This is a genomic window from Vampirovibrionales bacterium (assembly GCA_016712355.1).
In the GTDB taxonomy this organism is placed as follows: Bacteria; Cyanobacteriota; Vampirovibrionia; order Vampirovibrionales; family Vampirovibrionaceae; genus JADJRF01.
This window is the reverse complement of the sequence record JADJRF010000002.1, coordinates 27,327-43,670: the sequence shown is the minus strand read 5'-3', so window position 1 is coordinate 43,670 and position 16,344 is coordinate 27,327. Positions and strand designations below refer to the sequence as shown.

Below are 16,344 nucleotides of genomic sequence, written 5' to 3'. Positions count from 1 at the left end.
ATCGACCGCAAGACGTTCTTCGCCGGCTACCGCGACGCGTTCGGCAAACTCAACCAGTCGCAGGTTGACGGGATCGAAACGCTTCTCGGGTTCATCGAGGCGGATGATCCATCTGATATCCGCAACGTCGCCTACCTGCTGGCGACGACGAAGCACGAATGCGCCGACACATGGGAGCCGATCGAGGAACGCGGCGACCGCTCGTACTTCGACAAGTACGGGTACAACACGACGATCGGCCGCACGCTCGGCAATACGCAGCCGGGCGACGGCTATCTCTATCGCGGCCGCGGCTACGTGCAGCTTACCGGCAGGCGCAATTACACGCTGTTCTCGGAACTTCTCGGCATCGACCTGCTCGGCAATCCCGATCTCGCCAAAGACCCGAAGACGGCCTTCGCGATCATGGCCGTCGGCATGGCGCGCGGCCTGTTCACCGGAAAGAAGATCGGCGACTACATCAACGCCAATGGCTGCGACTATCTCAACGCCCGCCGCGTCGTCAACGGCCTCGACCGGGCGCAGTTGATTGCGGATTACGCCAACGCGTTCGAGAAGATCATCAGAGCCGCAACTCGGGTTGCCGCGGCGGTCGCTGATGCGCAAGTCGGGCCGGTCGATACATCCGACGCCGCGAAGTACGCATCGCTTGTCTCTGCCGTCCGCAAGGCCCTAGCGCAGCTACAGGCTGCACTTGATGACGCATCATGAACCGCGCTGAGCGGGTTATCGACGTTATCGCCCGGATGCGCGGCGGATACGAGCCGAGCGATGTGCTCGAGCCGGTCGACTACATCTGGGCCGACGCGATCGTCGAGACGCTGCGGCGGGAGGGTTTGTTGAATGAGCCCGTCAATCTGATTCGGGAGCCGCGCGAATGATCGCCATCTGGCCTGGTCTCGTCGATGCGTCGGAGCGCAAGGGGTGGGAAGACGGGATCGCCTGCGCGCCGTATGAGCCGATCCTGCAATGGGGCATGAACGCCGAAGCCGATGACGCTTACTGCACGGCCTATTTCCACGGCCTTGCCTATGGAGGATCACCCCGTGCGACTTCGTAACGTCCGCATCGAAGGCGACTTCGACAGCATTCCGATCCCCGGCGATGACGAGCACCGGTTGACCGCGCGTGCTGTGTGGATCGCATGGGAATGGCGGACGGACGGTGATGACGCGTGGCGCAGCGAGCGGCTGATGATCCCCGATCATACCCGATGGGATGGCGCGTCGCGGCCGGGCATCGTCGGCTGGCTGGTGCCGCGCTGGGGCGTGTTCTCTGCCGCCTCGCTCGGGCACGATTATGCGTTCCGACATCGCCCGTTTCTGTCGAATGGCCAGCGCATCAGCCGCAAGCACACGGACTTGCTGTTCCTGGCACTGATGCGGCGCCTTGCCTCGGAGCGGGTCACGGGCGGATGGAAAGCGGCGGCGCAGCTCTGGCTCGCCGAGGTCATGTACCGCGCTGTTCGCTGGTTCGGCGAGAGCACATGGGACAAGCACGACGCAGAGTTTGCATCGTGATTCCGCTATCACGGTAGCTGGGAAGGCGCCGGCTCACTGCAATTGCATAGCCTCGGCAAACGTGACCACACGGTCAAGGCCGATCGCGATCTCGCACACTAGCGCGCCATCCGAGAAATCGGTGCGGATCGAGCACGACGCCATCTCCCTTCCGTCGACCTCGATGTCCAGCGTGCTGGTCGAGTAGGCCGGGAGCCGTTCGCTTTCGACCACTCGGATCGGGCGGCCAGTAAACCGGCTGATCTCCGCACTGACGGCGGAAATCAATGGCGACCGATAATCTGCTTTGGTGCCGATCGCGTAGATGCACTGCATCTCGAGTTGCCAAAATTCGTTGAACCGTAGCTTCGCAGCTGACGCGCCGTCGTTAGTCTCGCGGCGGAACGATTTGCCGGCCTGCCAGACACACAGTGGCATCTTGGCCTTCCCATCGTTCAGCATCTTCCTCGCCCAGGAATAACTGCTGTCAGTCGTCTCTGCGCGCAGACACAAATGGTCGCCTCCGGCATGGTGGTTCGTGACGAACACGTCATCGTCGCCGTAAGCGGCACTGACGTGGCTGCGTGGGGCGAGGCACGGCCCTTCTACCCGGATCATCCGCCACGCGGGGTTAATCCCGAGGAGCGTACGCCGCACCACCGCTGCGCACCTAGCCATGAACGCTTCGCGCAACTCAATCTCGGACTCCCCCCAAAAGCGCAAGCCGCCTAATCCATACAGAGCGTCACTCATCACTGCCTCCATTTGCGATGGTATTTGCGGCGCTGGTCACCCTTCGACATCCTTAATCGCGGCGTCGATCATGGTGCGCCACCCGTCTTCTGCGACAAAACCCTCCCACAGGCCGTGCGCCCGCTCTGCTTCAGTCACCATAGCCTCGCTCGGCTCGCGGATCGCCCGCAGCACGGCGGCGAGGTTGAGGCGGTCGCAGGCGGCTTGGGCTTCTTCCCTAGACGGGAACCGAACGCCATCGTCGGATTCGACATCCGCCTCGTAAACCACCCACCCACTAATCCCATCTCTCCCACAGCGGTACTCGTAACCACATAGCCACCGCCGCGTCGCCTTAGCCGCTTCGTCGATGTTCATTTCGATTCCTCAGCCAAGACATACTTCACCGACTTACGCCCGCACTCTCCGCACGGCTCGTAAACGTCTTCCCAGCACCACGTCCGTCCGTCCGAATAGCACAGCCGATCGCACTCGTTACACCACGGCGCCAACCAGATAGCCGCGTGACGCTGTTCCGCTTCGTCAATGTTCACTGGTCGCGATCCTCGGTAAAGTTGCTAATCGCTCCGCACCGCATGCACAACTCCATGCCGCCTAAGCCGTAGCCACCATAGAACCCGTAATGCGCTGTGACATCGCACTCGCCACAGCATTCCTGGTCGCCGCACAACTCCTGCTTGTGCTCTCGGAGCTTTCCATCGATGAATGCCGCGCTTGTCACTCCTCGCGCTCCTTCTGCTCGGCGATCAGGGCGTCTCGGAGCATCGTGTAAAGCGTCTCACAATCGTTTTCACCGGCTGCGTAGATTGCATCTAATGCCCGCTCGCTCGGCGTCTCCGGCATCACGGGACCGGCAGTAGTCAAGGAATCCTTGATGACTGGCAGCAGCGCGAGGATGCGGTCGGCAACAGCCCCGGCCGAGACGGACTCGTCGTATCGATCATCTGCAATGCCGTCTGCGATCCGCTCCCGCAGTCCTTCCGGCGCACGGATGCTCTCCGCGATCAGCGCCCGCTCCCGCCAGTACGCGTGAGACCATACAGAGACCTTTTCAGGGTCGATGTCGTCGCTGGGTAACTGCGCACGGGCGGCGCGGATGGCGAGGAGTTCGTTGAGCATCTGCCGAACTTCATGGGTGGTCGGCAATGTGTCTGTCGCTACCCAATCACCGGCGGCGCCAAAATATTCGCGCAACTCCCGCAACCGCGCGTCACTGATCTTGGTCATTCGTCGTCTCCCCACGGAAGCGGGCACGAGCGCCCGGAACGTGCCGGCTCACCGTCGAGCAGTTGCGGGCAGTCCGGATGGATGCACTCACCGTCACTGCGCGCAGCGCGGCAGCGCTCCTCGTCCTTTGCTATAGCTGCCGCAACCTTACCCGCAAGCGGGTTGTAGTGGATCGACGGATCGAGACACGCGATCACCAGTTTGCCAGCGTGCACATCGCGATCGGAGTCCCATAGTTCGTGTAGCTTCACGAAGACTGCACGCACATCCGCCAGCGCCTCGCGCAGCCGGTCCCGCTCAGCCTCCGCCGCCTCGGCTCGTTGGGCCATCAACAACCACGTCGCGGCACGGGCGCGGATGGCTTCCATATCCTCCTGCAATTCGTTCTCGTCGATCTTGCACTGCTCGTGTTCGTCCATCATGCCCCTGGCCCTTTCTCCAACTCGACCGCGCGGCGGGTGGCGTCCACGTGGTCGGCGATCGCCTTCAGGTGGCCTTGGATCGTCGCGTTTTTCATCGTTGCAACCATCTTGGCGTGCGCTGCCGAGTTCGCCTCCCATACAGCGTGCCAGTCGCCGGTATCGACCAGATACGCCAGCGCCTCGCACCAGGCCGGAACCTGGGAATAAAACCGCGTCTCGCCATCGGTGTTGCTCAGTGGGATGCGGAATATCTCAGTCCTCTCGACCTCGCCCGCGTCCCATGCGTTGATAGTGTCCCCGCCGCTGCCGGCATCGCTCGGATCGTCACTCCTTTCGTTGTCAAGATCAGCGGCGGGGGCACTGCCTCGGGGGGGCGCCGAGGATGCTTGAAGCGGCTGCACGCGATACGGCGCGCGCTTAGCTTTTGTGACGGTGAGTGCGAGGTTGAGCGGCGCAGACAGGTGGCTCATGTGGCTCACTCTGATTCCGCCAACTTGCATGCCGCCGAAGACCACCTTCGGATCGCAATATAGCGTCATCGACCGGCCGACGTATTGCGCGGCATCGACGCCCCAGCCGGCGATCATCACGCGCCGCATGCTCTTGCATGGCTTGTACGGCTTGCCGTCGTCGCCCTCGAAATGCACCGCTACCGGCTGATCCGCAGCGCCCGTGCCGGAAACCTTTGTGATCGTGATCGTGCGCGGGCCAGAAAGCAGATCGTCGGCGTTTAGCTGATCCGACTTCGGGATTACGAATTTCGACATGTCCATTAGTTTGCGTCCTCGGAGTCGATGCCGTAATTGCGGAAGACGAACCTGATGCTATCTAGGATCGTGCCGCGCCACATGCCGCAGCCTTCGATGTAGTCGCCGATTTCCCGCAGCCGGTCGTCAGCATGTCCGCCATGAAATGACCCGCAGTTGCAGGCGGGAATGTCGCATCGTCGGTATCCCCGGCGGCGCAAGAAGTCTTCGAGGTCTTCCTTCGTCTTGTCCTCAGCGAACATCAAATCACCATTTCCGTTTCTGTCTTGCGCGCGGTTGGGTGGAACCGGCGCGTCTCCACTTGGCATCGGAACGTGTAGTCCGCCGAGACTATGAAGTCTTCGAACACCTCGGCCGCTGCCAGGATTGCAGCCTGCATGGCATCGTCGGCATCGACCCGATAAACGGCCATCGGCAACCCGCCGGAATAGCTGACGTAATCGACCCACTCGCGCCCAGACACGAGAAGGCCAGTCTGCAGTTGCACCATGTGCTCGCGAGGAACACCGGCATAGCAAATGGTCTCAATCTGCAGCTTCTGGCGCCGGCTCTTGATCTCGATCAAGCCGTCATCGCCGACCATGCCATCGGGCGAATAGCCAATCTTGAAGTCGCCGAAGTCGCGGACGATGAATCCCATTTCCTGAACCGGCGCATACTTCTGAGAGTACAGCAGCCGCGCATCGATCTCGTCTTCGTGGCCGCGCAGCATGTCGTCGCTGACATACGCCGGCTCGACGTATTTAGTTAGCCGTTGCGCCAGGAGCTCGTACGCATGCGCCCGCATCTTCTCGTTCTTCGCGGGCGTCCCGGTGGGCGTGATGATGTGCTTCATCTCCGATGCTGTGAGCATGCCGCAGCGAGCGGCAAACCATTCTTCCGAGATTTGCAGCAGGTCGGGGTAGTGGGTAATGGTCATCACAGCACCCATGCGAGAACAACAAACCCAGCGACGAGGCTGCCGAGCGCACCCGCAGCCGTCGCGACGTCAGGCGCCCGCTCGGCAATGCCGATGCGCCAGGATGTGCGGCGGATCATGGTTCCATGCACGGCATGATGACAACCATCGACGGATCAATCAGGCAGGCGCCCTGGCTCATCATGTTGTTGACGAAATGCGCGGCGCGATCGCCGTGCCAGGTGATATCGGTCTTGACCTTGGCGCCAATCGCGTGGCCAACCGCAGTCTTGTGGTACCAGAAACACTTGCGGACGTTTCCTGTCTTTGGCAGGCCTGAATGCGGCAGCCAGAGAGCACCTGCCCAACGCTTCGCCTGGGTTCCCTTCCACGGCAGATCGTCCTCGCCGACATAGTCAGAGTTGGCAAACTCCTCGATGTTCAGCAGCTCGCTCCACTGCTTCCAGCCGACGACGCCGAAGCGCTGACCGTCGTCTGGAACGTCGATCTCGCCGAGGATTTCGAAGGCATCCAGCACTTTTGCCTTGGTCAGTCCATCGGTACCGGCACCGGCGAGCTTGGTGGCAGTGGCCAACTGGTTGATGATCAGCTCGTCCGTCTTGCGACCGAGCGCAAAAGCTCCTGCTTTGGCGACAACCTGCTGCTCATTGATGTTTGTCTTCAATTCATCGATGCGGTCAATCCAATCGCCCGCGTAGAAGTCTGACATCACGCATTCAACGGCCATCCCGCCGCTATTCAGCCGTAAAAATTCCACGCTTGACCCGGTGACGTTGTTTTTGGTACGAACGGTGTTCCTCAACTTCGAACCCATCTGCTGGTACTGCAGATGGACATCTGCTTCGAAGTTTTTGACGAACGATAACTCCAGTTTTGTCATGTCGACACTCCTCAGAAGCGTGATCGCGAGCTCTTGAGCCTGCGCGGCGGTCAAGATGATCGAGAACGACCCGCCCTCGATCTGCACGCACCGGCCGATCTCGGGCACGTTGACCTGGCGCGTTGTCAGGCTGGTCTCGTTGTGGCCGTCGTCGAGGCGAACGATTTTTATGGTCACTACTTCTCCGCCTCGTCCTTGGTTAAAAAGAAATGAATCCCGTGCGTGCAATCGACGCGGATATCGTCGTCGTAGCTATCCGGCCGCGTGATCTCGCCGATGGTGTATGCCGTCTTTTCGTCGTTACGGCCGGGCGCCGAAGTCGCTTCCGGCTGGCCGGCGATGACAAGCTCCAGCGTCCGCACGAACTCGGCGCGGCATTTCCGGTTAATCAAGCATGCTGTGCGCTTGGCGCCGGCCGGGACTTCCAACTTTGCGATCCCGCCGCAGATGGCTTTCCAGACAATCAAAGAGCCTTCTTGAGGGACTTGGAACGCAGGCAGGTTCGCCCCGGTCAGGTCCGCCCCGGTCAGGTCCGCCCTGCGCAGGTCCGCCTCGCTCAGGTTCGCCCCGGTCAGGTCCGCCCTGCGCAGGTCCGCCTCGCTCAGGTACGCCCCGGTCAGGTCCGCCCCGCTCAGGTCCGCCTCGCTCAGGTACGCCCCGGTCAGGTCCGCCCTGCGCAGGTCCGCCTCGCTCAGGTTCGCCCCGGTCAGGTCCGCCCTGCGCAGGTCCGCCTCGCTCAGGTACGCCCCGGTCAGGTCCGCCCCGCTCAGGTCCGCCTCGCTCAGGTCCGCCACGGCACCGCCCGCTTCTCCGCGGCGCCACTTTCCATGCGCCGCAAGAATGGCCGGCAAGTCTGCTGATGTGATGGTCATGCCGCTAACCCTTTCTGCGCATCAGTGGCGATCGCCTCGATCTCGGCGTCGGAAAGCTGCGTCAGCTCAGCGAGCGCCGCAGCCCAATCCGACAGATCGGACCAACGGTGCTGCGCGACGGCGACGCGCACGTGCTCTTGCGCGGTCATGGTCAGCACTCCGCTTCCGGGTGGACATAGGCGGTAAACCAGTCGCCTTGATCTGATCCGCAGCCGGCAAACCATAGCCATTCGAAATCGTGGGCCATGTTGTCGCCAACCATCTGCACCGCGTAGGCGATCGACCACGGGTGATCCCACAACTGGCGACATTCGCGGGCGAAATCGGGGGTGAATGCGCTCATCGCCCGACGCCCCGGAAGAAGCTCAGCGCACAGCCGACGATGCCGAGCCATGCCAAACCAATTGCGATTTCGATGCCCATGCCCACCACTCCCGAAAAGCGCCCCGGCGAAGCTGAAGATCAGCCGCGCCAGGGCAGTTGCCGGCGTTGCGCCGGGTCAGCGATGGATAACGCTGATGGGAGTGATGTTGCGCCACACACAACAATCTGTCAACCGAGAATCGGCGATTGACGAAAAAATTGTTGCGCTGCTCACAACGGAGAAAGGGGCTTGACTTGATGTTGTGTGTGGCGCAACAATTGGCCCATGAAACTCAGAGAGTGGCGAGAGGCGGAAGGCCTCAAGATGGCGCAAGTCGCAACAAGGCTTGGGGTCCATCGGAGTCAAGTGCTTCGCATCGAGCGCGGCGAAGCCGTGCCGTCGCCGAAGCTTATTGAGCGCATTTGCATCGAAACCGGCGGTCATGTTCGGCCGGAAGACTTTTTCGACCTGCCCGCCATTCCTGCTGGAGACGCAGCATGACGCCATACCTCGCAGACGACCACCCGCAGGTTCCGCTGCACGCTCCGCAGTCCTGGCGCGGCGTGCGGGTTGATCTGCCGGGGCTCACTCCGAAGGCGAAGGCCGAAAGCCGGCTTGCGTGGTTCGGTTGCGTCGGCGCCGCTTCGGCGATCGCCGGCATGATCTTCTACATTTCCCTTTTCGTGCTCTAGGAGCGCGACACGTGCTTGCCCGCCGCTCGACGCTTCGGCTGGCAAGGTTGGCCGATCCCCTCGGCCGGCTACTCCCCACTCAACTGCTCCTGCAGAGACGCAAGCGGTCGCCGCAGGGGATTTTTTTATCCGCATACACGGAGAGAACTGTGCACAAAGCATGCATCTATGCCGGCGCGCTGCTGGCGATCGTATCCGGCCCGGCATTAGCCAACCCAATCGCTGTTGCTGGCGCACAGGCCGTTGCCGGGGCCGTCGCTGGATCACAGTCCGGCGCCGCGGCTGAAGGCGGCACGGCGGTCGGCACCGGCGGCAGTTCCGGCGGCAATTCGACCAAGAACGAGAATACCGGATATGCGGTAGGCCTGTCACAGGCGCCTACCGCTGCGAGCGGCTGCCTCAAGGGCAATAAGTTCGCGTTCGGCTTGCTTGAGTGGACCGACGATTCAGGCAAGTGTGAGAACTACCGAATTGCTTTTGAGGCGGCGCGCCAGGGCAATTGGGAACTGGCGAACCAGTGGGTTCAGCGCGCGGACGGGATGTGATGCGGCTGAATTTCATGCCCGTGGTGCGGGCGGCGCAGGTTTGCGCCGTCCTCTCCCTTGCGTCCGGCGTGGCTACCGCGGCCGAGCCGGATTGGTGGTGCCTCGGCACCAACTGCTTCGATGCCGCGTCCGTCGCGACAGACGGCAAGGGGCACGTGGCCGTGTTCGCCGCCGACGTCAAGACGCACGAGTCTGGATGGATCGCCATCGACTGCAACGAGATGCGCGCCGCCGTGCCCGGCTACGAGACCGCCGTGCAACGCGGATCGTCGCTCGACCAGGCGTGCGCCAAGTGGGGGCGGCCATGAGCGTGCTCAAGCGCAACCGCTTCGGCGAGCTCATGTCGTGGCTGGATTCGCCGGCCGGCTGGCGGTGGGTAGTCGGCCCGGCGGCAACGATCGTCACGCTCATCATTGCGGCCGGCTTTATGCTGACCGTCAAGTATTCTGCTTCAGCATCCGGGCAGCATGATCTATTCGCGGTGCTAGACACATGATTGTGCTTGGCTGTGACCCAGGCGTCAACGGCGCCTTTGCCTTGGTCAAGGACGGCACCCCCGTCCTCGTGCTCGACCTGCCGACAACCGTGGTCGTCAAGAGCGACAAGAAGCGCCGCGAGCTTGATGCGTACGAGTTTGCCCGGCTCATCGACGCAGCCGGTCATATCGACCACGCCTTCATAGAGCGCGTCGGCGCCATGCCGACAGACGGCGCCATTCAGGCGTTCGCCTTCGGCCAGGTCTTCGGCGCGATCCGCGGCGTTCTCGCCGCTCACTTTATCCCGATGACGCTCGTCTCGCCGGTGACGTGGCGCAATGCACTCGGCATCAGGCGCGCCGAAAAGCCCGGCGACAAGTCGCTCGTCATCGCGCGGGCTAACGAACTGTTCCCGTCACACGCGCATCATTGGAAAGCGAAATGCCACGCCGATCGGGCCGAGGCGTGCCTAATCGGCGAATTTGGCCGCCGGGTGCGCTCGGGCGGAAAGGACCTGGCGCTGTGACCGAAGCATGGGCGAAAGACGACGCGATGGCGACGTACCACGAAGCCTGCAGGCTAGCGGCTGACGGGCACGAGGGGGTGCGGGAGTGGTTCGGCGGCGCGAAGTCGAAGTACGCGGCGTTCTTGGACAGCAAGCGCCCGGCGCACGTGGCAACAGGTCTTACACGCACGCCGGAACTTGCGGATTGGCTGCTCCCGATCCAAGCCGCGACGGCGGAGTTTGCTTTGCACCGCGGGCGGGCCGGCGCCTTTCTTTCGACCGGCCTCGGAAAGACTGGCGTCCAGCTAGAATTTAGCCGGCACGCGGCTGATGCCACGAACGGCCGGGCACTTATCCTAACCCCGCTGGCCGTCGCCATGCAGTTTGAGCGCGAAGGGACATCGCGAGGATATGACGCCCGCGTGATCCGCAGCATGGCAGACGTGCGCGACGGCCTGAGCATCTGCAATTACGACCGCATCGAGAAGATTGACCCCGACGCGTTCGGGTCAGTGTGCATAGACGAAGGGTCCGCTATCAAGGCTTTCGGCGGGAAAACCACCCGCCTGCTGACATCAGCATTTGCTGGGCATCGGTTCCGCTTGTCCGCGACCGCGACGCCGGCGCCCAACGATCATATGGAGCTAGGCACTCAGTCTGAGTTCCTCGGCGTGCTCGACTATCGAGAGATGCTGTCTCGGTGGTTTGTCAACGACACCAGCACAGCTTCACAGAAATGGCGGCTCAAGGGGCACGCTGTTTCGGCATTTTGGGATTGGGTCGCATCGTGGGCTCGCATGGCTGTGATGCCGAGCGACATGGGGTTCTCTGACGACGGATACGAACTGCCCCCGCTGAAGATTATCCGCCATAAGCCGGCGATCGCTGCAATCAAGCCAAAGGACGGCGAGCTCTTCGCGGCAGCAACAAGTGCGACTTCAATGTTCGCAGCAAAGCGGCAGACATCCGATGCGCGTGCGGACCTGGTTGCCGGCCTAGTGCACGGCGAGCCGGGTGAGGCATGGGTTTGCTGGTGCAATACCGACGACGAGGCAAAGAAGCTGATGGCCAGAATACCGGGCGCCGTCGAGGTGCGCGGGTCAATGCGGATCGAAGACAAGGAATCGGCGATCGCCGCGTTCATTGATCGCCAAGCCCGCGTTTTGGTCACCAAGCCCGGCATTTGCGGCCACGGGCTTAACCTCCAGCACTGCGCCCGCACGGCCTTTATCGGCCGGACATTCAGCTACGAGGAATGGTTTCAGGCGGTGAAGCGGTTTCACCGGTTCGGCCAGAAACGCGAGGTGCACGCGCATCTCATCGTTGATGAAAGTGAGCGCCAAGCAGACGATGTGCTCGCTCGAAAAGAGGCCGATCACAAGCGCATGCAGGCGGAAATGGCCGCAGCGATGGCGCGCAACAGATCCGCATCATCGTGCGCAATGGCCGAATATACCCCCACTCATTACGGGAGATTGCCATCATGGATTGCTCGATGACGAGCGCCGATAGGGCGGTGCTGTGCCTTGACGACGCGCATCTAGGCGACGCGTCAATCTACAATGGAGACTGCCACGAAATACTGCGCCAGTTACCTGACGACAGCATAGGGCATAGCGTTTATTCGCCGCCGTTTGGCGATCTGTTCGTCTACTCAGACAGCGTTGCCGACATGGGCAATAGCGGGAGCGACGGAGAGTTCTTCTCGCACTACGATTTCATGGCCCGCGAGCTGCTGCGCGTCTTGAAGCCTGGCCGCATTGCCGCGGTACACTGCTCCGACCTCCCGACGCGCAAATGGAAAGACGGCTATATCGGCCTCAAGCCGTTCTCCGACCAAATCCGAGAAGCGCACGAGCGCGCTGGGTTCATCTTCTATCGCCGCGTGACAATCTGGAAATGCCCGGTCGTCGAGCAGGGGCGGACGCACTCGCGCAATCTGCTCTACGGCGAGTTGTGTAAAGACAGTTCCATGTCTGCGCCGGGGCTCCCCGATTACCTGATGATCTTTCGCAAGCCGGGGGACAACCCGCAGCCAATTCGCCACACGCCAGAGCAGTTCCCGCTATCGCAGTGGCAAGAGTGGGCGTCGCCGGTATGGATGACCGTTGATCAAACCAAGGTTCTGGGCGGGGTTGTCGCTCAGCGCCAGGCTCGAGACCACGCCGACGAACGGCACGTCTGCCCGCTGCAACTCGATGTCATCCGCCGATCCATCATCATGTGGAGCAACCCCGGCGACACTGTGATCTCCCCGTTTATGGGCATTGGCAGCGAGGGCGTCGTCGCGCTTGAAGAAGGCCGGCGATTTGTCGGGGTTGAGCTGAAGCGGTCTTATTTCGAGCAAGCTAAACGCCACTTGGCGGCAATTAGCAACCAAATGCAACTGTTCGGAGGAAAGTAATGACCGCAATAGCAACGAACGTTCCGCCGATACCGGCGACGGCGCCGAGCCTGTACAAGACGCATGACTTCATGAGGCACGACGGCGCGCTGATCCTGTGCCGCATGATCGAGGATGCATGGCGATCAGTCGGCGTAACCACCGTGACAGCCGAGCCGGTGCAGGCGCTCGGGCCAACCGTATTACGAACACTACACGATCAAGATTCACGGCCTGGTGAACGGGGCCCCGGCATGATGCAGCCAGACATCGTGCTCGCCCATCTGGTCGCCGCCGCTGAAGCTGGCAAGCCCTGCCCGACGAATACCGAGATAGCGGCCGCTGCCGGGCTAACTCGTAGCAGCGTCGCGACGATCATATGGCGGCTGGGCAAAAGCGGCGCAATCGTTGTGCGCCGGCCGGGCGGACCAAACGACGCGGCTCGTATCATCGAGATCGTGGCGTCTGGCCTGACGATTCAGTCGGCTCGGAAGGTCGCACCGGAGAACGCCTGCTGGATGTCGCTGCCGTGGCCGGCGGTTTCCAAGCCAGCGAGTACCCCGGATTACTCCCCGCACAACGTCGATCCCGGAGACGGCGCGCGGCGCTTTGTCTCGCCGCCGACGCACGTGCCGACGGCCAACGTCATTTACATGGTGGGATGAGATGCCGACACTCGCAGAACGCGTGCAGGCCGCGCTCGATGAGATCGACGTGTGCCGCAGGGCTTCGGTGCCGCCGGACGGCTGCCCGGAATGGCAGGCGACGCTCATAGCGTCGAATAACGCTCACCGCGATCGCGCCGCCGCACTAGAGCGGCAGATCAACGACATCATCGCCGTGCTCTCCGAGCGCGGGCGGCTCTGATGATTGCGGCGCTTCATGTTGGGTATCTTGCCGGCTGGGCGGCGTGTCTGTGCCTATCGCCGGCATCAACGCTCGCCAACGACATGCGCCGCGCCGGTATCCTGACGCTGTGGCCTATCGTAATGGTCGCGCGCGTCGTCGAAATAATGGCTGAGTATCTCGCAAATAATGAGGTGCGGAAGTGAGCAGGCTGCTTGATCATTACGAAACGACCGAAGATTTCGAGTCCGCATTAGACGCGGCCGAAAGCAACGCGCGCACGACCCGTGAGGAGGAATTTCTCGTCGGTTTGCGCGACAAGTACGAGGAATATGCGGACCGCATGTTTCTGAGCGATGCGCAGCATTCGTGGCTAGAGCGGCTCGCCGACGAATGACTAACGACCTCGATCTACGCCGCGCGCAGTACGACCTGGCCGACGAGCGGGCGCGGGCCAATCGGCTGATCGGCGAACTTGCTGCCATCCGCGCCCAGCTACAGGCGTCCGAGGCGACGCGACATGCCGGATGGGATGAGGTCGTGCGGCTGAAGCAGTGCCGGTGCGACGCGTGCCAGTGCCGGGAAGCGGGGAAGATGTGATGGGTGGATGGAACAAGGGCAAGCCGGTGCCAGAGGAATGGAAAGAAAAGGCGGCAGCCACAAGAGCAGGCACCAGCGCAGCACGTGAACAAGTCGAGAAAGACCTGGCGCTGCTGAAGCGTATCAAGGCCGAGCTTGGGATGCAGTGAGCGTCTTCTACAACGACTTTGACGCCCGAGCGTGCGCGACGCTGCGCGAAATGATGGCAGGGGGGCATGGAGATGATGTTGGAAGACTCTGCGTTTGATGACGCGTTTTCAAGATTAAGCGATGCAGCGAGAGACATGATCCGAGAGTTCGCAAAATGGTGCGCGGACAATTTCTGTATGACTGAGGGGGATATAGACGAATTTGGAGAAACGGGCGACTACATGCGTGGGTACAACGCCGCAATGACTGACGGACTTAGCGGCGCGCTAGATTGTTTTTTCGACGAGCACCCTTTGTGATGCCAATAACCTGCACCGCGCTCGGGGCCGACTTGCCGCACCCGCTCGAATACCGCGCCGCGTGCGTCTCGTGCGCCGCGACCGGGCCGGCTGTGCAGGTCGATGGCCGGCAGTGGGGCGAGGGCCAGCGCGCGGCAAGGAACGAGGCGCTGCGGGTGGGGTGGAGCGAGATCAAGGACGCGGCCGGCGGATGGTTTCGGGAGTGGCTCTGCGCCCGATGTGCTGGGGGCTCGTATGACGCCTCGGATGATTGGGCACGTGTTCGTTGACGAGCACGGGAACCTCTCGATCACGCCATGCGTGCGTATGAGCGTCGGCGAGCGGCTTGCCGACGCGCGTGCGGAGGCGAAGTGATGGAGATGCTTGCCGCCAACCGCGGAGGTTACAACCGCCGGCTCCCGCACAACACCGATGCGGAAATTGCGGTGCTCGGATCAATCTTCGTCTTCGGCAGAAAGGCGTACGACAAGGTAAGCCCCGTTCTGCAGGCAGAGCATTTCATCCTCGTCGAGCACCAGAAAATCTACGCGCATTGCGTCGAGCTCATCGAGGCCGGTCACGCCGCCGATCCGGTGACGCTGCGATCGTTCTTCACGAACTCCGACGACTCAACGCAGATCACCCCGAAATACCTGCTGCATCTTGCCGATTCCAGCGTTACGCCGTCCGTTGCCGAATCGTATGCCCGCGGGATAAAGGCGGACGCGTGCCGGCGGCAACTCATCGGGATCGCCGACGAGCTATCAACGCACGCCTACAACGGGCACGACGTCAGCGAAGCAATATCGCTCGCCGGCATCGGCATCTCGAACATCGATGTCGATTATGGCTACACGCGCGGATCGTACATCTACGAGGACGCCGAAGACCTCAACCTCGGCGCAATCCCGCCGCGCGGCTGGCTGCTCGGGACCATGCTATGCCGTCAATACGTCACGGTGATGGCGTCGGCCGGTGGCGTCGGCAAATCATCCGTCGCGATCGCATGGGCGCTTTCCCTAGCTACCGGGAGGCCGCTGGTAGGCGATAGGGTGCATCACCGATCGCGCGTGCTGATCGTCACAGCAGAAGACAACATGGAGGAGATGCGGCGCCGCCTGAAGGCCGCGCGCATGCATCACGGCATCGATCTTATCGGCGCCGGGTGGCTCGCTGTCGTCTGCCTCACCGGCTCAACCGTCAGCCTGACCAAGATGTCCGAAACAGGCGATGTCGTAGAGACCGGCGGCGCCGACAGAATAGCAGAGACAATCCGTCGGCACCGAAGCGACGTCGTGATCCTCGACCCCTTTGTGAAGCTCTCTGGCGCCCCTGAGAACAGCAACGACGGCATAGACGTGGTGATGCGCGCGCTCGTCCGTATCGCCGACAAGTGCAACTGCGCATGCCTCGTCCTGCATCACAACCGCAAGGGGCAGGCGACGCCCGGGGATGCGGACCTGGCGCGAGGTGCGGGCGCCATCGTCGCAGCAGCTCGCGTGTCTCTCACCGTTACCGGCATGACGACTGACGAAGCATCGAAGATGGGCGTGCTCGATGACGATCGTGTCCGATTGATCCGCATCGACGACGCAAAAGCTAACCTCGCGCCACGTGCATCAAAAGCCCGATGGTATCGCCTCGCATCAATTCCAATCGGGAACCAGACGCCAGACTACCCAGCAGGAGATAACGTGCAGGCAGTCGAGCCGTGGACGCCGCCGGAAACATGGGACGGTCTGAATAAGGAAACGCTCAACCTCGTCCTCGACAATATCGACGCTGGCATGCCGGACGGAGATCGCTACTCAAACGCCAACGCCGCGACCGATCGCGCAGCCTGGCGCCTGATACAAGAACAAGCCCCCGACAAGACAGAGGGACAATGCCGCGAGATCATCCAAGCGTGGGTAAAATCAGGCTTGCTCGTGGTTGCAGATCACAAATCTCCCAGCAAGCGGGAAACACGCAAGGGGCTGTTCGTAGACGGCTCGAAAAGGCCAACGTGAGGCGCCCCAATGGATTTTTTCATTCCGCTTTCATTGGGGCGGATTGGGGTTTGCCCCAATGAAATTGGCCTAGGGATAAACCCATCAATGGGGCACGCCCCAATGAGCCCCCTTTATTGGGGCTCTCATTGGGGACGGCCCCTCTTTTGAGGGGTGG

The 16,344-nt window shown here is 62.0% G+C and carries 31 protein-coding genes; 19 read left to right on the top strand and 12 right to left on the bottom strand.

The genetic code is table 11. The features are described 5' to 3' along the window. From IPK79_01165 to IPK79_01150, 4 genes are read left to right on the top strand one after another with little or no spacing between them, the layout of a single operon-like run. On the top strand, nucleotides 1–711 hold the full coding sequence (locus tag IPK79_01165) for a hypothetical protein (protein MBK8189045.1): 711 nt from the start codon (nucleotides 1–3) through the stop codon (nucleotides 709–711). After that, the gene (locus IPK79_01160) at nucleotides 708–881 is read left to right on the top strand and encodes a hypothetical protein (protein ID MBK8189044.1); all 174 of its coding nucleotides are present in this window, start codon (nucleotides 708–710) and stop codon (nucleotides 879–881) included. Before IPK79_01165 ends, IPK79_01160 begins: the two co-directional genes overlap by 4 nt. Further along, nucleotides 878–1,060 carry a hypothetical protein gene (locus tag IPK79_01155; protein ID MBK8189043.1) on the top strand — a complete coding sequence of 61 codons (183 nt, stop codon included), beginning with the start codon at nucleotides 878–880 and terminating at the stop codon, nucleotides 1,058–1,060. The genes IPK79_01160 and IPK79_01155 overlap by 4 nt, the downstream gene beginning before the upstream one ends. Then, complete coding sequence (locus IPK79_01150; GenBank protein ID MBK8189042.1) at nucleotides 1,047–1,520, top strand: DUF1353 domain-containing protein; 474 nt, start codon at nucleotides 1,047–1,049, stop codon at nucleotides 1,518–1,520. The genes IPK79_01155 and IPK79_01150 overlap by 14 nt, the downstream gene beginning before the upstream one ends. A gap of 33 nt (nucleotides 1,521–1,553) precedes the next feature. Here the strand turns inward: IPK79_01150 and IPK79_01145 are convergent, their stop codons facing one another. From IPK79_01145 to IPK79_01090, 12 genes are all read right to left on the bottom strand, one after another. Continuing rightward, the gene (locus IPK79_01145) at nucleotides 1,554–2,252 is read right to left on the bottom strand and encodes a hypothetical protein (GenBank protein MBK8189041.1); all 699 of its coding nucleotides are present in this window, start codon (nucleotides 2,250–2,252) and stop codon (nucleotides 1,554–1,556) included. Between the two features lie 36 nt (nucleotides 2,253–2,288). Further along, entirely contained in the window at nucleotides 2,289–2,522 is a 234-nt protein-coding gene (locus tag IPK79_01140; protein ID MBK8189040.1) for a hypothetical protein, read from the bottom strand. An 83-nt stretch (nucleotides 2,523–2,605) separates the two neighbouring features. Beyond that, nucleotides 2,606–2,785 (bottom strand): hypothetical protein, encoded by a 180-nt coding sequence (locus IPK79_01135; GenBank protein MBK8189039.1) that lies wholly within the window; start codon nucleotides 2,783–2,785, stop codon nucleotides 2,606–2,608. A gap of 184 nt (nucleotides 2,786–2,969) precedes the next feature. Further along, a complete protein-coding gene (locus IPK79_01130) occupies nucleotides 2,970–3,479 on the bottom strand; it encodes a hypothetical protein (protein ID MBK8189038.1) in 510 nt (169 codons plus the stop codon). After that, nucleotides 3,476–3,901, bottom strand: a complete 426-nt coding sequence (locus IPK79_01125) for a hypothetical protein (protein ID MBK8189037.1) — start codon at nucleotides 3,899–3,901, stop codon at nucleotides 3,476–3,478. The genes IPK79_01130 and IPK79_01125 overlap by 4 nt, the downstream gene beginning before the upstream one ends. Continuing rightward, nucleotides 3,898–4,674 carry a hypothetical protein gene (locus tag IPK79_01120; protein MBK8189036.1) on the bottom strand — a complete coding sequence of 259 codons (777 nt, stop codon included), beginning with the start codon at nucleotides 4,672–4,674 and terminating at the stop codon, nucleotides 3,898–3,900. The genes IPK79_01125 and IPK79_01120 overlap by 4 nt, the downstream gene beginning before the upstream one ends. Further along, on the bottom strand, nucleotides 4,674–4,910 hold the full coding sequence (locus IPK79_01115; protein MBK8189035.1) for a hypothetical protein: 237 nt from the start codon (nucleotides 4,908–4,910) through the stop codon (nucleotides 4,674–4,676). The genes IPK79_01120 and IPK79_01115 overlap by 1 nt, the downstream gene beginning before the upstream one ends. Then, entirely contained in the window at nucleotides 4,910–5,599 is a 690-nt protein-coding gene (locus IPK79_01110) for a YqaJ viral recombinase family protein (GenBank protein ID MBK8189034.1), read from the bottom strand. Before IPK79_01110 ends, IPK79_01115 begins: the two co-directional genes overlap by 1 nt. 103 nt (nucleotides 5,600–5,702) lie before the next feature. Further along, entirely contained in the window at nucleotides 5,703–6,467 is a 765-nt protein-coding gene (locus IPK79_01105) for a hypothetical protein (protein MBK8189033.1), read from the bottom strand. A gap of 176 nt (nucleotides 6,468–6,643) precedes the next feature. Next, nucleotides 6,644–7,339, bottom strand: a complete 696-nt coding sequence (locus IPK79_01100) for a pentapeptide repeat-containing protein (protein MBK8189032.1) — start codon at nucleotides 7,337–7,339, stop codon at nucleotides 6,644–6,646. Continuing rightward, nucleotides 7,336–7,488: a hypothetical protein gene (locus IPK79_01095; GenBank protein ID MBK8189031.1), complete on the bottom strand. Its 153-nt coding sequence runs from the start codon at nucleotides 7,486–7,488 to the stop codon at nucleotides 7,336–7,338. Before IPK79_01095 ends, IPK79_01100 begins: the two co-directional genes overlap by 4 nt. 2 nt (nucleotides 7,489–7,490) lie before the next feature. Next, entirely contained in the window at nucleotides 7,491–7,733 is a 243-nt protein-coding gene (locus IPK79_01090; protein MBK8189030.1) for a hypothetical protein, read from the bottom strand. Nucleotides 7,734–8,027: 294 nt separating this feature from the next. Between IPK79_01090 and IPK79_01085 the strand changes: the two genes are divergently transcribed. The 15 genes from IPK79_01085 to IPK79_01015 all read left to right on the top strand — a co-directional run bounded on the left by IPK79_01085 (nucleotide 8,028) and on the right by IPK79_01015 (nucleotide 16,187). Continuing rightward, nucleotides 8,028–8,204, top strand: coding sequence for a helix-turn-helix transcriptional regulator (locus IPK79_01085; GenBank protein ID MBK8189029.1), 177 nt, complete (start codon nucleotides 8,028–8,030; stop codon nucleotides 8,202–8,204). Further along, nucleotides 8,201–8,395 (top strand): hypothetical protein, encoded by a 195-nt coding sequence (locus IPK79_01080; GenBank protein MBK8189028.1) that lies wholly within the window; start codon nucleotides 8,201–8,203, stop codon nucleotides 8,393–8,395. The genes IPK79_01085 and IPK79_01080 overlap by 4 nt, the downstream gene beginning before the upstream one ends. 149 nt (nucleotides 8,396–8,544) lie before the next feature. After that, nucleotides 8,545–8,940 carry a hypothetical protein gene (locus IPK79_01075; protein MBK8189027.1) on the top strand — a complete coding sequence of 132 codons (396 nt, stop codon included), beginning with the start codon at nucleotides 8,545–8,547 and terminating at the stop codon, nucleotides 8,938–8,940. Continuing rightward, nucleotides 8,940–9,248 carry a hypothetical protein gene (locus tag IPK79_01070; protein ID MBK8189026.1) on the top strand — a complete coding sequence of 103 codons (309 nt, stop codon included), beginning with the start codon at nucleotides 8,940–8,942 and terminating at the stop codon, nucleotides 9,246–9,248. Before IPK79_01075 ends, IPK79_01070 begins: the two co-directional genes overlap by 1 nt. After that, complete coding sequence (locus IPK79_01065; GenBank protein ID MBK8189025.1) at nucleotides 9,245–9,436, top strand: hypothetical protein; 192 nt, start codon at nucleotides 9,245–9,247, stop codon at nucleotides 9,434–9,436. Before IPK79_01070 ends, IPK79_01065 begins: the two co-directional genes overlap by 4 nt. Continuing rightward, entirely contained in the window at nucleotides 9,433–9,942 is a 510-nt protein-coding gene (locus IPK79_01060; protein ID MBK8189024.1) for a hypothetical protein, read from the top strand. The genes IPK79_01065 and IPK79_01060 overlap by 4 nt, the downstream gene beginning before the upstream one ends. Further along, a complete protein-coding gene (locus IPK79_01055; protein MBK8189023.1) occupies nucleotides 9,939–11,420 on the top strand; it encodes a helicase in 1,482 nt (493 codons plus the stop codon). The genes IPK79_01060 and IPK79_01055 overlap by 4 nt, the downstream gene beginning before the upstream one ends. Further along, nucleotides 11,417–12,325, top strand: a complete 909-nt coding sequence (locus IPK79_01050) for a site-specific DNA-methyltransferase (protein MBK8189022.1) — start codon at nucleotides 11,417–11,419, stop codon at nucleotides 12,323–12,325. Before IPK79_01055 ends, IPK79_01050 begins: the two co-directional genes overlap by 4 nt. Continuing rightward, a complete protein-coding gene (locus IPK79_01045) occupies nucleotides 12,325–12,969 on the top strand; it encodes a hypothetical protein (protein MBK8189021.1) in 645 nt (214 codons plus the stop codon). Before IPK79_01050 ends, IPK79_01045 begins: the two co-directional genes overlap by 1 nt. A gap of 1 nt (nucleotide 12,970) precedes the next feature. Continuing rightward, nucleotides 12,971–13,171, top strand: a complete 201-nt coding sequence (locus IPK79_01040) for a hypothetical protein (GenBank protein MBK8189020.1) — start codon at nucleotides 12,971–12,973, stop codon at nucleotides 13,169–13,171. Further along, nucleotides 13,171–13,356, top strand: a complete 186-nt coding sequence (locus IPK79_01035) for a hypothetical protein (protein MBK8189019.1) — start codon at nucleotides 13,171–13,173, stop codon at nucleotides 13,354–13,356. Before IPK79_01040 ends, IPK79_01035 begins: the two co-directional genes overlap by 1 nt. Then, entirely contained in the window at nucleotides 13,353–13,547 is a 195-nt protein-coding gene (locus IPK79_01030) for a hypothetical protein (protein MBK8189018.1), read from the top strand. The genes IPK79_01035 and IPK79_01030 overlap by 4 nt, the downstream gene beginning before the upstream one ends. Next, a complete protein-coding gene (locus tag IPK79_01025; protein ID MBK8189017.1) occupies nucleotides 13,544–13,750 on the top strand; it encodes a hypothetical protein in 207 nt (68 codons plus the stop codon). The genes IPK79_01030 and IPK79_01025 overlap by 4 nt, the downstream gene beginning before the upstream one ends. Then, the gene (locus IPK79_01020; protein MBK8189016.1) at nucleotides 13,750–13,899 is read left to right on the top strand and encodes a hypothetical protein; all 150 of its coding nucleotides are present in this window, start codon (nucleotides 13,750–13,752) and stop codon (nucleotides 13,897–13,899) included. Before IPK79_01025 ends, IPK79_01020 begins: the two co-directional genes overlap by 1 nt. Before the next feature lie 653 nt (nucleotides 13,900–14,552). After that, entirely contained in the window at nucleotides 14,553–16,187 is a 1,635-nt protein-coding gene (locus tag IPK79_01015) for an AAA family ATPase (GenBank protein MBK8189015.1), read from the top strand. The last annotated feature ends 157 nt before the right edge of the window (nucleotides 16,188–16,344 follow it).

Bases quoted from the DNA above. Each gene is read 5' to 3' on its own strand.
- IPK79_01160 (MBK8189044.1), top strand. From the start codon at position 708: ATGAACCGCGCTGAGCGGGTTATCGACGTTATCGCCCGGATGCGCGGC.
- IPK79_01155 (MBK8189043.1), top strand. From the start codon at position 878: ATGATCGCCATCTGGCCTGGTCTCGTCGATGCGTCGGAGCGCAAGGGG.
- IPK79_01145 (MBK8189041.1), bottom strand. From the start codon at position 2,252: ATGAGTGACGCTCTGTATGGATTAGGCGGCTTGCGCTTTTGGGGGGAG.
- IPK79_01130 (MBK8189038.1), bottom strand. From the start codon at position 3,479: ATGACCAAGATCAGTGACGCGCGGTTGCGGGAGTTGCGCGAATATTTT.
- IPK79_01125 (MBK8189037.1), bottom strand. From the start codon at position 3,901: ATGATGGACGAACACGAGCAGTGCAAGATCGACGAGAACGAATTGCAG.
- IPK79_01120 (MBK8189036.1), bottom strand. From the start codon at position 4,674: ATGGACATGTCGAAATTCGTAATCCCGAAGTCGGATCAGCTAAACGCC.
- IPK79_01115 (MBK8189035.1), bottom strand. From the start codon at position 4,910: ATGTTCGCTGAGGACAAGACGAAGGAAGACCTCGAAGACTTCTTGCGC.
- IPK79_01110 (MBK8189034.1), bottom strand. From the start codon at position 5,599: ATGGGTGCTGTGATGACCATTACCCACTACCCCGACCTGCTGCAAATC.
- IPK79_01105 (MBK8189033.1), bottom strand. From the start codon at position 6,467: ATGACAAAACTGGAGTTATCGTTCGTCAAAAACTTCGAAGCAGATGTC.
- IPK79_01100 (MBK8189032.1), bottom strand. From the start codon at position 7,339: ATGACCATCACATCAGCAGACTTGCCGGCCATTCTTGCGGCGCATGGA.
- IPK79_01095 (MBK8189031.1), bottom strand. From the start codon at position 7,488: ATGACCGCGCAAGAGCACGTGCGCGTCGCCGTCGCGCAGCACCGTTGG.
- IPK79_01090 (MBK8189030.1), bottom strand. From the start codon at position 7,733: ATGGCTCGGCATCGTCGGCTGTGCGCTGAGCTTCTTCCGGGGCGTCGG.
- IPK79_01085 (MBK8189029.1), top strand. From the start codon at position 8,028: ATGGCGCAAGTCGCAACAAGGCTTGGGGTCCATCGGAGTCAAGTGCTT.
- IPK79_01080 (MBK8189028.1), top strand. From the start codon at position 8,201: ATGACGCCATACCTCGCAGACGACCACCCGCAGGTTCCGCTGCACGCT.
- IPK79_01070 (MBK8189026.1), top strand. From the start codon at position 8,940: ATGCGGCTGAATTTCATGCCCGTGGTGCGGGCGGCGCAGGTTTGCGCC.
- IPK79_01065 (MBK8189025.1), top strand. From the start codon at position 9,245: ATGAGCGTGCTCAAGCGCAACCGCTTCGGCGAGCTCATGTCGTGGCTG.
- IPK79_01060 (MBK8189024.1), top strand. From the start codon at position 9,433: ATGATTGTGCTTGGCTGTGACCCAGGCGTCAACGGCGCCTTTGCCTTG.
- IPK79_01050 (MBK8189022.1), top strand. From the start codon at position 11,417: ATGACGAGCGCCGATAGGGCGGTGCTGTGCCTTGACGACGCGCATCTA.
- IPK79_01045 (MBK8189021.1), top strand. From the start codon at position 12,325: ATGACCGCAATAGCAACGAACGTTCCGCCGATACCGGCGACGGCGCCG.
- IPK79_01040 (MBK8189020.1), top strand. From the start codon at position 12,971: ATGCCGACACTCGCAGAACGCGTGCAGGCCGCGCTCGATGAGATCGAC.
- IPK79_01035 (MBK8189019.1), top strand. From the start codon at position 13,171: ATGATTGCGGCGCTTCATGTTGGGTATCTTGCCGGCTGGGCGGCGTGT.
- IPK79_01025 (MBK8189017.1), top strand. From the start codon at position 13,544: ATGACTAACGACCTCGATCTACGCCGCGCGCAGTACGACCTGGCCGAC.
- IPK79_01020 (MBK8189016.1), top strand. From the start codon at position 13,750: ATGGGTGGATGGAACAAGGGCAAGCCGGTGCCAGAGGAATGGAAAGAA.
- IPK79_01015 (MBK8189015.1), top strand. From the start codon at position 14,553: ATGGAGATGCTTGCCGCCAACCGCGGAGGTTACAACCGCCGGCTCCCG.